Source organism: Methanolobus tindarius DSM 2278, from assembly GCF_000504205.1.
GTDB lineage: Archaea > Halobacteriota > Methanosarcinia > Methanosarcinales > Methanosarcinaceae > Methanolobus > Methanolobus tindarius.
The window spans coordinates 185,417-200,098 of sequence record NZ_AZAJ01000001.1; the positions used below are offsets into that span (position 1 = coordinate 185,417).

Annotated in this window: 12 protein-coding genes; 2 read left to right on the top strand and 10 right to left on the bottom strand. The window is 42.9% G+C overall.

The genetic code is table 11. The annotated features are described in order from the left end of the window. Nucleotides 1–243: 243 nt before the first annotated feature. The 3 genes from METTI_RS00875 to METTI_RS00885 form a co-directional block, all read right to left on the bottom strand. A complete protein-coding gene (locus tag METTI_RS00875) occupies nucleotides 244–1,653 on the bottom strand; it encodes an Ig-like domain-containing protein (RefSeq protein WP_023843917.1) in 1,410 nt (469 codons plus the stop codon). Nucleotides 1,654–1,838: 185 nt separating this feature from the next. Next, the gene (locus METTI_RS00880; RefSeq protein WP_169729085.1) at nucleotides 1,839–2,387 is read right to left on the bottom strand and encodes a winged helix-turn-helix transcriptional regulator; all 549 of its coding nucleotides are present in this window, start codon (nucleotides 2,385–2,387) and stop codon (nucleotides 1,839–1,841) included. A 178-nt stretch (nucleotides 2,388–2,565) separates the two neighbouring features. Further along, nucleotides 2,566–2,982: a hypothetical protein gene (locus tag METTI_RS00885; protein ID WP_023843919.1), complete on the bottom strand. Its 417-nt coding sequence runs from the start codon at nucleotides 2,980–2,982 to the stop codon at nucleotides 2,566–2,568. A gap of 676 nt (nucleotides 2,983–3,658) precedes the next feature. Between METTI_RS00885 and hdrA2 the strand changes: the two genes are divergently transcribed. Both hdrA2 and METTI_RS00895 read left to right on the top strand, forming a co-directional pair. Continuing rightward, nucleotides 3,659–6,013: a CoB-CoM heterodisulfide reductase HdrA2 gene (hdrA2, locus tag METTI_RS00890; protein WP_023843920.1), complete on the top strand. Its 2,355-nt coding sequence runs from the start codon at nucleotides 3,659–3,661 to the stop codon at nucleotides 6,011–6,013. Continuing rightward, the gene (locus tag METTI_RS00895; protein ID WP_023843921.1) at nucleotides 6,010–7,314 is read left to right on the top strand and encodes a 4Fe-4S binding protein; all 1,305 of its coding nucleotides are present in this window, start codon (nucleotides 6,010–6,012) and stop codon (nucleotides 7,312–7,314) included. Before hdrA2 ends, METTI_RS00895 begins: the two co-directional genes overlap by 4 nt. A gap of 367 nt (nucleotides 7,315–7,681) precedes the next feature. Here the strand turns inward: METTI_RS00895 and METTI_RS00900 are convergent, their stop codons facing one another. The 7 genes from METTI_RS00900 to METTI_RS00930 all read right to left on the bottom strand — a co-directional run bounded on the left by METTI_RS00900 (nucleotide 7,682) and on the right by METTI_RS00930 (nucleotide 14,507). Beyond that, the gene (locus tag METTI_RS00900) at nucleotides 7,682–7,870 is read right to left on the bottom strand and encodes a hypothetical protein (protein ID WP_023843922.1); all 189 of its coding nucleotides are present in this window, start codon (nucleotides 7,868–7,870) and stop codon (nucleotides 7,682–7,684) included. Next, nucleotides 7,870–9,327, bottom strand: coding sequence for an NADH:ubiquinone oxidoreductase chain G-like protein (locus METTI_RS00905; protein ID WP_023843923.1), 1,458 nt, complete (start codon nucleotides 9,325–9,327; stop codon nucleotides 7,870–7,872). The genes METTI_RS00900 and METTI_RS00905 overlap by 1 nt, the downstream gene beginning before the upstream one ends. After that, nucleotides 9,324–10,475, bottom strand: coding sequence for a Coenzyme F420 hydrogenase/dehydrogenase, beta subunit C-terminal domain (locus tag METTI_RS00910; RefSeq protein ID WP_023843924.1), 1,152 nt, complete (start codon nucleotides 10,473–10,475; stop codon nucleotides 9,324–9,326). Before METTI_RS00910 ends, METTI_RS00905 begins: the two co-directional genes overlap by 4 nt. Before the next feature lies 1 nt (nucleotide 10,476). Continuing rightward, nucleotides 10,477–10,914, bottom strand: a complete 438-nt coding sequence (locus METTI_RS00915) for a hydrogenase iron-sulfur subunit (protein WP_394296222.1) — start codon at nucleotides 10,912–10,914, stop codon at nucleotides 10,477–10,479. Then, on the bottom strand, nucleotides 10,911–12,860 hold the full coding sequence (locus tag METTI_RS00920) for a CoB--CoM heterodisulfide reductase iron-sulfur subunit A family protein (RefSeq protein WP_048135629.1): 1,950 nt from the start codon (nucleotides 12,858–12,860) through the stop codon (nucleotides 10,911–10,913). Before METTI_RS00920 ends, METTI_RS00915 begins: the two co-directional genes overlap by 4 nt. 205 nt (nucleotides 12,861–13,065) lie before the next feature. Further along, nucleotides 13,066–13,968 carry a CoB--CoM heterodisulfide reductase subunit B gene (gene hdrB, locus METTI_RS00925; protein ID WP_023843927.1) on the bottom strand — a complete coding sequence of 301 codons (903 nt, stop codon included), beginning with the start codon at nucleotides 13,966–13,968 and terminating at the stop codon, nucleotides 13,066–13,068. Continuing rightward, a complete protein-coding gene (locus METTI_RS00930) occupies nucleotides 13,965–14,507 on the bottom strand; it encodes a 4Fe-4S dicluster domain-containing protein (protein WP_023843928.1) in 543 nt (180 codons plus the stop codon). The genes hdrB and METTI_RS00930 overlap by 4 nt, the downstream gene beginning before the upstream one ends. Nucleotides 14,508–14,682: the final 175 nt, after the last annotated feature.

The window sequence follows — 14,682 nt, forward strand, 5'->3', positions numbered from 1 at the left end:
GGATACTGCATACGAAATATTCTCATTAACTAAAATGAGGTAAAATCCTGAAATTTCAAAACACAGATTCTATGACCGGTAGATGTCACTCCCCCATTCCCATACATTTACCCATATGTAGTTGGATGCCGGACTTTATAAATATATCTAGTATAAAACTCGTATAAATACAACATTGAAAAAAGAAATCAAGCTAACCGGAAAAAATAGGTTAAAATATATCAAAAAAATCAGAGGAGATTATTACTCCTCTTTCCTGCTGTGGAAGACAAATGCAAGTCCTATTATTGCTGCTATTGGAAGAGCAATGGTTGGAAACTCCGGAATTTCATTGTTGTTATTGTTGTTTCCAGACTCCTCCCAGACACAGTTTACCTCGTTGGAAGTGATTACTACTTCCTGATTATCGATGAAACTTGCTTCAATTACATCTGTTCCTGCAGCTGTACCGGTGTATGTAAAACTAACCTGACCATTGGTATCTGTAATTCCAGCATAATCGTAACCTGCATGGGGTCCAGATTTCACGTTAATGTTAACTCTCTTTGATTCAACAGGATTTCCACTGTCATCCTGAACTGTTGCGGTTACTGTGTAGGAATCTCCTACCGTAGCAGTTGCTGATGAAGGACTGAGAAGAATTCCCTCTCCTACTATAGCTGTAGTTGATTTCAGGTTGAAGTATGCAAAGAAAATATTGTCGTCATCGGATGGATTTTCTGTGTATACTGTTATTGTATTATCACCATCGTTCACAAACGGAAGGATGTCGTACAACTCATCATCCTGGCGTGGATCGGAATATGCTGTTGCATCCGGATCTGCTGGATTTTTATTGCTGTCACCAAGACCTCCTACAGTTAGAAGTTCTCCGTCTGATGATTCACCATCATCCTCGCCACCAGCTGCTGATGTAAGCCTCTGCCCATTTACATCAACTATACTGTACTGATCTGAGTCGGATTGGTAACTGAATGAAATACCAAGTCCCATGTCAAAACTCATATCAGGAACGCTTTTGTCAATAGGATCTGCCAGTAGCAGGTTAAATGTATCTCCGTCTGTACTCTGGGCACCGAAAAGGAGAACGATTGTATTATCATCTACCTGATTAGGATCATCAAAAATCACAACAAGTACTGTTCCATCAATATTGAAGGATTTGTCCTCTGTAATTGTGAAATCAATTGTTCCTGCAGGAGCTGCATCAATCTTTTCTTTTACAAGAGAAGTGACATCAGCCCAGTGATTGTAAGTATATTTATGGACGAAGTAGTCCCAATTAACATTCTGACCATCTATTTTTACCTGACCATCTGCTATTGGAACCGCAGACCAGAGAGAAGCTCCAGCCATATATGCTGCTTTTACAGTTGCACCTTCTGGTTTGTCAACCTGGATAATTCCAGTACCTGTTGTTCCAAGTCCATCTACTGAAAGGCTGATCTTTCCAGTCTCTGTAACTACAGGTGAAAGACTTGTAGAAGAAGCAATTGTTGGAGTAGGGCCTGCGCTTGCAGTTCTAACCGCTGCTGACGGAGCAGCAGTTCCTGGCTCTGTTGCTGCACTGACTGGCATAGCGAAAACTGCTGAAATCACAGCAACACAGACCAGTGTAGCCACTATATTTTTAAAAAGGGTTGTTTTTATCATATTTACCACCCTCACTTTGTACTTTTCAGTAAGCAAGCAAGTGAGGCGTGCATATAAGAAAGAATCATATTTAAATGTAATTTATATAGTAATTAAAAAATAGTGGCTAATGACCCTATTTATTTTGAAATATACCGGGCAAATTTGAAAAATGTGATGTTTCTAAAAATGAGAATTGCCAGTTTTCACCGTATCCTTTCAAACAGCGGCAACTCATCAGGATGATAACCTTCCCTTAAGGAATAATTCTTATATTTACCACTGATTTCAACTTCAAGACAGTCGATTTCCTCAAGTGTCCTGATATGGGAACTTACAGCACCTTTGGAAAGACCAAGCTTCTCACAAAGCTCCATATTGGTTATTCCCGGATTTTCATATATCACGCTGCACACTTTCTTGCAGGTTGCCCCCGGCAGATGAGGTTCGATACGTTTGTGATTCTTATTCCATAGTGCGCTCTCATTTCTGAAAAGGCTCACATAGTTCCCGTTTCTGAACATGAGAATCTTGCCCGCATCCTTTAAATTACTAACATGATACCGCACAGTTCCACGTTTGATACCAAGATCAGTCCCTATCGCGTTGACTGTACTTCCTGGATTTTTTTCAATAAAACTAAGTATTCTCTGGCGATTTTCATTATTGGGATCTTTTTTAGCCCATGCTGTGAGAATGGCAACGAGTTTCCAGCCGAGGCCGAGGATGATAAAGAAAATAGCTACAAATTTCAATTTAAAAGGCAAATCTAAAAAGCTATATGTACCTTGAACCCCCGTTAAATCTGATTGAATATCATATGTTGAATTGTGATGTTCTGCAAAGGGGATTGCAGAAGAAGGGGCAACTAGAATAAAAAAAAGAAGAAAAGTTATGTATGATAATAATTTATACATAATTTCTCTATGATGTTTATATAGAATAATCTTCTGTTCCACTCACAGAATAACCATATACACAGATAGACCATGTCCCCTGTTCTATTCCAGAATAATCAACTATGTCTATATTGATACGACCATTTATTTTGCCATCTGCTGAATCATAATAATATCCTACTAAATTATTACTTGGGTCATATACATAGAGTTTTAAAGAATCAGTTTTATCGCCCCAATTGAGATCGATATTAAATCTGGTAACACTTGTTGTAATTGGTTTGTAGTGCCAGTTACTATCACCTTGCGTAATAGTGTATCCTAAAGACAATATTCCAATATCGCCGTTAGAACCTGATGATACCGCTTCGATTGCTGTTTCTGATGAGCTTGCACTTGCGACGGAAACGCAGAGCAAGAATACTAGAAATGCTATTGCTATTCTTTTCATGTTTGTACTCCTACTAGCTTTCACTAGTTATTCAAAAAGATGAAAAAAACTAGTATATAACTTTTCTAGCCATCGTTTAAACTAAAAAAAAGTAATCATAAGGAGTAATTTTATTGTGGAGTCTGATATGGCACATGTGGAATGAGGGAGTGAGAGGACATAAAAATGTCCTCCGCACTTCCCTCAATTTCCGTGCAGGTTTGTGCTGGTTGGGTACAAACAATTCCTAAAAGTCAAAATGATAATAAAACCATTATGGCCATCGTTTAAACTGAAACCCCCTGAATAATCATAATCCACCGATAAGTTTGAAATAATCTGGTTTTAGAATTTGCTGTTTTGAATATAAGTTTCACAAATTAAGCTAACTGCACATTAATAATTTAATAATCAAGTAAAAAGGGCAACTGGAAGGGAAGAGGATATCATTCATCCCCAGTTCCCAGTTGTTTCCCGCACATATGCGCAGGAAGGTAAAACGTTTTCTAATAGGCATATTTATAATATAACCATTATGGCCATTGGTCAAACTGACTTATATAGTCCTGCCAGTTTTCGATTACTAAGTTAATTATTGAATATCCTTACCCTTATTGCCTAATATTGTTATAGTGAAGAACATGCAAAACTATATCTTTATCTGAGTCATCATTTCCTGCAATAGGGAGCCAACAATATGCGAATCGGAGTTTATATCTGCCATTGCGGACTGAATATCGCACATACTATCAACGTCAAGTCACTAAGAGACAAAGTCAGCGAACTAAATGACGTTGCTCTGGTCAAGGACATACAATTCATGTGTTCCGATTCGGGACAGGACTCCATAGTCCAGGACATAACTGACCTTGATCTTAATCACATACTTGTTGCAGCCTGTTCTCCTCATCTGCATGAGCAGACCTTCAAAAGGGTACTTGAAAAAGCAGGTCTTAATCCTTTCATGCTGGAAATGGTCAACATCCGTGAGCAATGCTCATGGGTCCACATGGACAATCCACAGATGGCAACCCAGAAAGCCTTCGATCTCATCAGAATGGGAATTGCCAGGCTCAAACTGCTTGACCCTCTGCAGCTCAAAAAAGTTCCCGCAAAAAAAGACGTAATGGTAATCGGTGGCGGTGTTGCTGGAATTGAAGCCGCCCTCACACTGGCGAATTCGGGACATCATGTAATAATGGTCGAAAAAGAACCTACCATCGGTGGAAAGATGGCACTTCTCAATGAGGTTTTCCCGACCAACGACTGTTCTATCTGTGTTCTGGCTCCAAAGATGACGGATGTGAACCAGCATCCGAACATTGACCTCATAACACTTGCAGAAGTAACTGATGTAAGCGGACCTGTTGGAAATTTCAATGTAACAGTAACCAGACAGCCAAGATATGTTGACGAAGACAAATGCAAAGGCTGTGTGGATGAATGTGGACGAGTATGTCCTGTAGAAGTTCCTAACCGATTCGATTCAGGACTTGGAAAAACCAAAGCTATCAACATGCCAATTCCACAGGCGGTTCCTCAGGTAGTCTACATTGATAATGAATACTGTGTGGGATGTGGACTCTGCAAACTTGCCTGCCCGGCTGATGCGATTCATTATCACCAGAAAGAGGAAAAAATCGAATTTACAGTGGGAGCAATCATACTTTCAACCGGCTACAGTCACTTCGATGCAAGCAGAAAACCGGAATATGGTTACGGGATCTATCCAGATGTAATCACAAATATGGAACTGGAACGCCTGCTCAACGCTGCCGGCCCAACAAAAGGCAGAGTTCTTTCACCTTCAACACTCAAGGTTCCTGAAAAAGTGTCCTTCATCCAGTGTGTCGGTTCAAGGGATGAACAGGTAGGAAATCCATACTGTTCAAGGGTATGCTGCATGTCCAGCATGAAAAATGCCCAACTTCTCAAGGAAAGATACCCTGATGTTGATATTACAATTCATTATATCGATGTCCGTGCATCCGGTGAGATGTACGAGGAATACTATATACGCAGCCAGGAAATGGGAATCAATTTTGTCCGTGGAAAAGTAGGAGAAATTCTTCAGGATTTTGACGGAAAACTGAAACTACGTTATGAGGACACATTGAGCAGTGAACTATTCGAAGAAACAACAGACCTTGTTGTCCTTGCAACCGGAATGGAGAACGTAAAAGATGCTGATAAGATATCAAGAGTTCTGAATCTTACAAGACGTACAGACCGTTTCTTCTCTATTGCTCATCCGAAGATGAGACCGGTAGATTCCCACGTAAAAGGAATATACATAGCTGGATGCGCATCCGGTCCTAAAGAAATACAGGTATCTATAGCTCAGGGAAGCGGAGCAGCAGCCAAAGCAATGCAATTGCTTTCAAAGGGTGAGCTTGAAATGGACCCACTCAGTGCCCATGTGAATCCTGATAAATGCATTGGATGTGGAATCTGTGCTGACACCTGCAAGTTTAATAAAATAACTATGGTCGACCGCAAAGCAGTTGTTGACGAACTCTCATGTATGGGATGCGGAGCCTGTAGTGCAGCATGTCCTGCTGACGCAATATGGATGCGTAACAGCACTGATGCACAGATAGTAGCCCAGATACATGCTGCAACAGAAGTCAAATCCGAATCACCGCTTATCGTTGCTTTCCTCTGCAACTGGTGCAGTTACACCTGTGCAGACCTTGCAGGCACTTCAAGAATACAATACCCGACCAATATCCGTGTTATCCGTGTCATGTGTGCAGGACGTGTTGATCCATCCTTCGTTCTTGAAGCACTGGAAAGAGGTGCAGACGGAGTACTTGTAGCTGGCTGCCGTCTTGGGGAATGTCACTATATTTTTGCTAATTATAATGCAAAACAAAGGATGGAAGCTTTAAAAGAAGTCCTTGGAGATGTTGGAATTGACCCCGGACGTCTCAGTGTTGAATGGATATCAGCTTCTGAAGGTGAAAGATTTGCAAATTCCATAGAAGGCTTTGTTGATTACCTGAAGAAGATCGGTCCAATAGGTTCAGAACTTAAGGAGGCTGAACAATGACCGAAGAGTGCAGGGAGAATTCACTCTGTGTTGAGAAAGACATGGATATGGATGGCTCACATTTCATCTACCGCCAGATAAGCAGCAAATCCATAAAGTTCCTTGATTATGATTACAAACGATGCGTTGGATGTGGACTCTGTGTAGATATCTGCCCGACCACAGCTCTGGAACTCGGACCCATGCAGGAAATATCCACGGGTCTGGATGCACCACCTGTGATGATGGACCTTGATAAATGCACATTCTGTTCAATGTGTGCTAATTTCTGTCCGGTTAATGCTTTTAAGATGACAGAGGAAGGCGAACTTCCTGAGAAAGAAGAGTTTCCTACATTTGATTCATATGTCAGGATGAACGAGAAATGCCTGCCATGCGCACTCTGCAAGGCTGCATGTCCTGAAGAAGCCATCGAAGTTGAATTCACGTTCCCGAAGAAAGAGGAGATCGCACCATTTAAGGAAGATGCAGAAGGCGATATAGAGATAGATACCGAGAAATGCAATTTCTGCGGACTCTGCGCTGAATTCTGTGAAGCTTTCCTTCTTATCGAAAAAGAAAAAACTCCAACTGACCCTCAGCCATTTGATATGCTTCTGGTTGACGAAGATAAATGTGACTACTGTGTGCTCTGCCAGGACCTATGTCCAGAGGATGCCATCAAGGTCAAAGGTGAGAAACGAGGCGAAGCTCCTGATATTGAAGGGAATGTTACAGTAGATGATGAAAAATGTACACGCTGCACCTGGTGTCAGGTCGTCTGCCCTTATGATGCAGTGGATATCAAAAAGCAATTCGAAGGCGAGCTAAGTCTCATAGAGGTTAACGTTGACAAGTGCGACCCACAAGGCTGCCACGGATGTTTTAATGTCTGTCCTTCCCATCTCTGGTACGTACCCGAAGAGGGTGCAAAGATAGCAGCAAAGCATGACTACTGTACCTATTGCGGTGCATGTGTCAATGCATGTCCCAAGGATGTCATGACAGTTTCCAGAACAAAAGTAAATCATACACCTATTCCTGATTCCCCGTGGGCAGGACAGTGGAAGGATGCGATAGATTCCATGGTTACCGGAAAGAGAAAACATCCCGATGTTTCCAGAACCCTTGAAGTTGAACCTGAAGCTCACAAGGAACATGTTGAAGTTGAACTTCCACAGGTTGACGGCTCATTGCTCAAGCTTGCAAAAGAACGTCTCGAAAAAGCAAAACCATTGCTAGATAATGTAAAACTGCGAATGATGATCGAAAAGGAGAATCCTGAAAAGCTCAGTGATGAAATTAAAAAGAGGTTAAACTGAACTTTCCATGGATCATTTGGTCAAAAACGAACATGAAGTATCAGAAATCAGAATTATAGTGTCCATGAAAACGACCTGAAATCTAAAAATAAAGTAACCACCCGCCGAAGGCGGCGCATTTCGACCATCCCATATAGAAAATCATCCCAAACAATATTGTATTTGGGATGATATTGCTGCATAACTCCTTCAAATAAAAGATTCTAGGGCATCATGCCAATCATTCTGTTTAGTCTTGTGGGAAAACGCCGGCTTCGCCGTACCCTTCGGGATAACTCAAGTTATTCATGATCTGCGATGAATCAATTTGCTGCTTCCTTTAACCTTTAATGCCATGATTTCTACAGAGCCCTATTTTATTCATTATTCAATGTGACTGAGCATACCTTTCTGCTAGTGTTGCCCTTTTAAGTTTGAACTGAACTCTCTGCTGGTCCCACTGGTATTTCTCAGCAAGGAACCTTATGAGCCTTTTCTTGGAAGCTCCTTTGAGTTCGTTCTTTGTCATCATTTCCTCAATGAACTCTTTCTGCTGTTCGCTGTCAAGTTCCGGCATTAGCATCCCTCCATTGATATGTTAGTTGATGTTCCTGTAGCTACAGGAAGCTTCTTTGCTGTAAGCACAAGACCGTCTGGAAGTGCTTCCACTCTGAACTTCATCTTAAGCTCGCCTCTTTCACCTTTCAGGTTCACATAACCACCTTTTTTCAGGCCGAGTTTCCTGACAGTGTTCCTGTTAAGGAGAACAAAATCATTGTCATCCTTCTGGTCAAACCACATAAAAGGATTGTAGAGGTACTTTAACTCGTACATGCCTTCAGGAACTTCAGATGAAGAAACATCATCAGAAGCTGCACATTCAGCAGCAACTGCTGGATTCTCATTCTGAGCTTCAATTGCTTTCAGAACAAGATAGTTCATCTCATCATAAGTGAAAGCCTTTCCACCGATACCGGCATTGAGCAATGAAAGTGCATCCACACCGGCTTTGCCTGTACCGCTGTTTTCCTGAAGTTTTCCTTCTGCATTGAGGAAAGTACCGGCTTTGCTGTAAATTGGTTCTGTGGCAATCACAACGCTTGCAAGCTCAGTAACCGGACTGCTTCTTGAACTGAGAACGATAAGGTTATTGAGCTTCTTCAATGCTTCAACAGTAGCTTCATTATCTGGCATCAGCTCTGCAAGGTCGCTTTCAAGAGTTACAAGCGTCCTGATATTTCCAAGCTCAATATCCTCAAGCAGTTCTGCAAGACCGACCTTCTTACTTTCCTGGTCTCCTGAAAGTCCGGTTCCAAAACTGTTCATGAAAGGTCTTATGAACTGTATCTTTGCACCGGTCTTTTGAGCAAGGGCAAGAAGATGCTTTGCCATTTTGATATCTGAATTCGGATGAATATCTGCAATTATCAATGACTCATTATCGAGTTTCAGTTCATCATACTGCTCTGGTTTCAGATCAACTGTTTCATCAGCCAGATTCAACGGCATTGTTCCAACAGCTACTATGCTGGCACCATTTTTCTTAGCTGCAAGTAGTCTCCTGACAATTAGAGGATACTGGACATAAGGATCAACGAAAAGCACGATTCTTTTTGCATTTTCGATTTCAGCAAGTGATGCCTCGGGGACGTTCTGACATTCAGAGCTCACACCAGTCTGAACAATAGTCTCTAATGTAACAGCCAGCTTTGTAAATGCAATCTGTTCTTCATTTGTAGTATTTCCAACGGATAACAGAACAGTACTGCTGCTGTCAGCTTCCCTTAAAATCTCAACTGCTGCTTTGATAGCTATTTCAGCATCAACGGCAGAACCATTTACCTGACTTGCAGCAGTGTTTTCCTTAGCATAGTAATGTGGAAGTTTCATTCCGAATCTGCAAAGTTTTCCCAGATTCACAGGACTGCTCTTCATGTGGTCGATACTCAACTTTCCATCTTCATTTTTCCTGATGTAAAGTCCGCATCCGATACCACATCCCGGACAGATAGTCTGGTATATCATTTCCTTCATCTTGGCATCACCTCCAGGAATGGTGGTCTCTCAAGTGTCATTCCGGCCTTGTAGTTGTACTTCTTCTGTGACTTGTCTGCAAAGCGTCTGAATATTGTTGTTACCGGAATATCTGCAGGACAGACATCGGTACACTGGCCACAACCAATGCAACTGTCGGACAGGTGCATCAGGCGAACCATGTGGAACATGCTCATCCTGTAATTATCCTCAAGGTTGTGATACATTGTACACTTTGAATCCTCACCACAAGTACATGCAGGACATACTTCCTTACAGGCACCGCAGTTTATACAATCTGCAAACTGTTCCATGTAATATTGGGTACGCTCCTTGTCAGGAATTTCAGTGAACACCTTCTCTGACCACTTCTCACCCATGGAAAGCATGACATTGTTCACTTTTTCCCTGATGGCTATGGCCTTTTCACTTGCTGGTTCGATCTCTATATAACCTGCCTCGATGGCATTCTCAAGAAGACGAACACCTTTCTCGTTCATTACTTCACAGAAGGTTGCGTTTCCTGTGAGCTCACCGATGACACCCCAGTTTCCACATGCAAGATCAGCGTTGACAGGAATCTTAACGTCACAGAAGCGGCAACTTAGACGTCTTCCGTATCCTGCTTCCTCGAGCTCATCAATGGAAATTCCCTTCTCTTCACCGGATTTTGTCCTGAAGATGAGATTTCCTTTCTCGATGTTTTCACCTGTGACATCCTCAGGATCTATATCATACATGTTGACAAGCATCTCTTGAGTCTGAACCGGGTACATTGTTCCACCGCAGTTCAGACCGATGAGATATGTGTTGTCAATATTGACCTCGTTGCGCTTTGCCTGTTCGATAACACCCCTGATGTCACAGGGTTTTCCTGGCATTGCAACATTCTTGCCAACAGCATACTTTGCAAGGTTTACAGGAACAGTGTGCATACTGCCTGCGGATGCAAGTACGTCTTCAACATCGCTGGTGATTATTGGAATTGCCTCGTACTCATTAATGTGTTTGAGTACAACAACTTCTTCCACCAGTCCCTTTTCAAGAGCTGCTGCAAGAATTGCTGTAACAAGACCACCGGAAGCTCCCTTGTTGCGAACTCCGGGGTCGGTTGAATAACCTATTACTTTGTCTCCGACTTCGACCATTTTAGTTCACTCCTTCTGGTTTGAGAGTGCTTGGCCCGAGTTTTCTGACCTGTTCAGTTACTTCCCTGACAAAGTTGGCGAATTTCTCACCTTCACTGGCACTTATCCAGCTCAGATGAAGTCTTTCAGGTTCAAGACCAAGTTCCCTTACCATGTCTTCCATAAAGTCGTACCTAACCTGAGTCTTGTAATTTCCATTTACGTAATGACAATCTCCGAGATGGCATCCTGTTACAAGAACTGCATCAGCACCTTCGAGGAATGCATTGAACACGTGCAACGGGTCAATTCTTCCGGAACACATGACACGAATGATCCTCAGGGATGCAGGCTGCTGGAATCTTCCCATACCTGCTGTGTCAGCTCCACCGTAACTACACCAGTTACAGCAGAATGCGACTATCTTTGGTTCCCATTGTTGATTCTCTGCCATTTTCATTCCTCCTCGAAAGTGAATACATTCTTAACCTGTGCCAGCAACTGGTCATTCCTGAAATGGTTCTGCTGCAATGCACCAGTTGGACAGGCTACTGCACATGTTCCACAGCCTTTGCAGAGTGCCTTGATTATATTCAGTTTTCCATCATCGATAGAAAGTGCCTGGAAAGGACACATTGGTACACAAAGTCCACATGCAACACAGACATCATGGTTTACTTCAACGGTGATTCCTTCAGTGATCGCCTTACCCTGTGCCAAATAGCGTGATGCACGGGCTGCACATGCGCTTCCCTGTGAAACAGAGTACGGGATATCCTTTGGCCCCTGGCTGACACCGCCTATGAAAATACCATCAAGTGTAGTGTCAACAGGCTTGAGCTTTGGATGTGCTTCCATCAGGAAACCATCAGCAGCCCTGCTGACTTTAAGGATCTGTCTGATGCGTTCTGTGCTTTCACTTGAAACCGCACCGACACTGAGAACAAGCAGGTCAAGGTCAAGGTCAATGATATCATTTGTAAGCGTGTCCTCAACACGTACCTTCAGACCATTATCCTCATTCTCTGTGACCTTTCCGGGTTTACCCCTTATGAAGCGGATTCCCATATCCCTTGCCCTGTCGTAGAATTCCTCATAGTTCCTGAACGGAGTTCTCATGTCCATATACATGATGTAAACTTCAGAATCCGGGTATTTCTCCCTGATAAGCTGGGCGTCCTTGAGGGCATACATGCAGCAGAAACTGGAACAATATCTGTTGCGGTTCTTGTCCCTGCTTCCTACACACTGGATAAAACCAACCTTCTTCGGTGGTTTTACATCACTTGGCCTGACAACCTTACCCATTGTAGGTCCACTGGCGTTTATCAGACGTTCGAGTTCCATGCCTGTGATTACATTATCGTAAAGTCCGTAACCGAAATCGTGTGTTGGCTCTGGGTCATAAACATCAAAACCTGCTGTGACAACTATAACTCCGATGTCCAATTCGGAAAATGTGTCCTGCTGTTCCATTACGACAGAATTACTGCTGCAAGCCCTGGAACAAGCTCCACAGTCGATACACACTGACCTATCAACAACAGCCCTGAGTGGAACTGCCTGTGGGAACGGGACATAGATTGCCTTGCGGATTCCGATTCCTTCGTTGAATTCGGTGTTCGGAACTTCGACAGGACATTTCTGGACACAGAGTCCACATCCTGTACAGGTATCAGTATCAACATAACGTGCCTTGTGCCTGACCTTTACCTTAAAATTACCAACATAACCGTCTACTTCCTCAATTTCAGAGTAGGTCATAAGCTCGATATTCTTATTTCTTGCAACCTCTACCATCTTCGGACCGAGGATACAGATACTGCAATCGTTGGTCGGGAATGTCTTGTCAAGCTGTGCCATCTTTCCGCCGATAGATGGATTCTTTTCCACAAGGTAGACCTTGTAACCCATTTCCGCAATGTCAAGGGCAGACTGCATACCTGCAACACCGGCACCGATAACGAGTGCTGTGTCTGTTACCGGAACCTCATTGGATTGCAGGGGTTCGAGTTTTGATGCTCTGGAAACACCCATGCGTACAAGTTCGCATGCTTTCTCTGTTGCAGCATCCTTTTCCTGCATGTGTATCCAGCTGCAGTGTTCCCTGATGTTCACGAACTCAAAAAGGTAAGGGTTAAGTCCTGCTTCTTCCACACAGGCCCTGAATATCGGTTCGTGTGTCTTTGGTGTACATGCTGCAACAAGCACACGGTTGAGATTATTATCCTTAATTGCCTGCTTGATCTCTGACTGACCAGAGTCACTGCAGGTGTATTTGTTTACCGAGGAGCGTATTACATCCGGAAGTGTGCCTGCATAATCTGCAACTGCCTGGCAGTCAATGACACCTCCTATGTTAACTCCGCATTCACAGATGAAGACTCCAATTCTGGGTTCATCGATTTCATCCGTGTTTATATTATTGTTAATTTCACTCTGAGCCAAATTTCATCACCCATTTTTCGTGGCGTAGACTAGCGCCGATTAAAAATAAAAATAAAAAGTACGTTTTTCCGTTTTTCCGTATTTCGTTTTTAATGCCGTTTTTGAAGTCGTTTTTAGTTTCGTTTTTCCGTTTTTATCATCGTAAAGAAGATCAAGGATGAATTCAGGCAGTGACAAAGCCTTCCTTCATCCTTTGAACGAACACAGTAGTGTCTGTGCTGTTAAGGTTAATTCCGAGTTCCTCGGGTGAGAAACCCATTGCAAGTCCCAGAAGTTGGGTGTAATGCAGAACTGGAATCTCGTAATTTGTGCAGGAGTCTTTATTGATGTCCTGCTGTCCTGTATCGAACTGAAGGTGGCAGAAGGGACATGCATTGACAATACAATCCACCTTTGCTTCGGTCATACTCTGGAGCTTTTTCTCGGTTATCCTGAGGGTTGCATCCTGAACAGCAGCCCTTGCTCCTCCACCGGCTCCGCAGCACATCATCTTATCCTCATAATCAACACTCTTAGCACCTGTAGCTTCCACGAGTTCATCAAAGAATGTGATGTCATCTGTGACAAGCTCGGACTCTGCTTCCTTGAGAGGTTGTACAAGATGACATCCGTAGTGAACTGCGACCCTGAGGTCCAGCGGATTGGAAATCATTTCCCTGATACCATCAACACCAATGTTCTGATAGAGATACTCAATAACATGGCGTACATCGTGCTGGCCCCTGAACTCATGGCCGGTTTCAAAGAGCTTTTCATTGACTTCTTTTTTTAGTCCGGAATCTTTTTTCAGTTCTGTTTCAGCTTCTTTCAGTGTGCTGTAGCATCCGTTACATATTGTAAGCAGGTCGTCGTCCATTTCCTCGGAGAGAGCAATGTTCCTGGATGCAAGTGTCAGCCAGGTGGTTTTGTCAAAAGACCTGAATACTCCGGGAGCAGGACAACATGATGCGCCTTCAAGGTCGTCAAGCTCTATGCCAAGCTTTGAAAAGGTCTTCTTTGTGGCAGCTTCGATACCAGGATAGCGGTTCGGTGCCACACAACCGAGAAAAAGGGACAGATTGCTCATGCTTTCTCCTCAACTGCCTGCTGCTGTGTGAAGCATGTCTGGTGCATCATTGCTGCACTCTCAGGAAGTTGCTCAACTTCAGAATCTGCAACGAGCTTATCAAAGCCTGTGAGTCTCAGGAGAGTCTTGATCTCGCTAAGTCCTTCAATTGAAGCCTGAACTGTAGGTGGTCTTTCCTCAAGACCGAGAAGTGCTCTCTTTTCCATAGCATCTGTATTGGTTGGAACAGCATGGCCGTAGTTTATGAGCATCTGGCCTACTTTCTTATGAGCTTCAAGCATCTTTCCTTTATGAACAGCTTTTTCCCTGATGGCCAGAACTGCATCCACAAGGTTCACACCCTGTGGGCAGTTATCCTGGCACTTATAACAGGTGGTACAGTAAAATATGAATGGAACCATCATGCTCTCTTCAGTTTCAAGACCAAGCTTTTCCATCTGAAGGAACCTGCGAATCCTGTAAGTTTGTTCCTGTTCTCCCATCGGACAGACAGATGTACATTGACCACATTGGTAGCAGCGTTCTATATTGGATGACATATTAAGACCTTTGTAGTTTATCACGATTAATAATTTATTTTAACAACCCTTTCAATAGAATTGTAACATATAAACGCTTCGCATATCGTTTTCATTATTTTTCATAATCATTCATTAACAACAATATACTCAAATTTATTTCAATTGAAAAATAGATAATATCGCGATTCTCGGC

Bases quoted from the DNA above. Each gene is read 5' to 3' on its own strand.
- METTI_RS00875 (WP_023843917.1), bottom strand. From the start codon at position 1,653: ATGATAAAAACAACCCTTTTTAAAAATATAGTGGCTACACTGGTCTGT.
- METTI_RS00885 (WP_023843919.1), bottom strand. From the start codon at position 2,982: ATGAAAAGAATAGCAATAGCATTTCTAGTATTCTTGCTCTGCGTTTCC.
- hdrA2 (WP_023843920.1), top strand. From the start codon at position 3,659: ATGCGAATCGGAGTTTATATCTGCCATTGCGGACTGAATATCGCACAT.
- METTI_RS00895 (WP_023843921.1), top strand. From the start codon at position 6,010: ATGACCGAAGAGTGCAGGGAGAATTCACTCTGTGTTGAGAAAGACATG.
- METTI_RS00900 (WP_023843922.1), bottom strand. From the start codon at position 7,870: ATGCCGGAACTTGACAGCGAACAGCAGAAAGAGTTCATTGAGGAAATG.
- METTI_RS00905 (WP_023843923.1), bottom strand. From the start codon at position 9,327: ATGAAGGAAATGATATACCAGACTATCTGTCCGGGATGTGGTATCGGA.
- METTI_RS00910 (WP_023843924.1), bottom strand. From the start codon at position 10,475: ATGGTCGAAGTCGGAGACAAAGTAATAGGTTATTCAACCGACCCCGGA.
- METTI_RS00915 (WP_394296222.1), bottom strand. From the start codon at position 10,914: ATGAAAATGGCAGAGAATCAACAATGGGAACCAAAGATAGTCGCATTC.
- hdrB (WP_023843927.1), bottom strand. From the start codon at position 13,968: ATGAGCAATCTGTCCCTTTTTCTCGGTTGTGTGGCACCGAACCGCTAT.
- METTI_RS00930 (WP_023843928.1), bottom strand. From the start codon at position 14,507: ATGTCATCCAATATAGAACGCTGCTACCAATGTGGTCAATGTACATCT.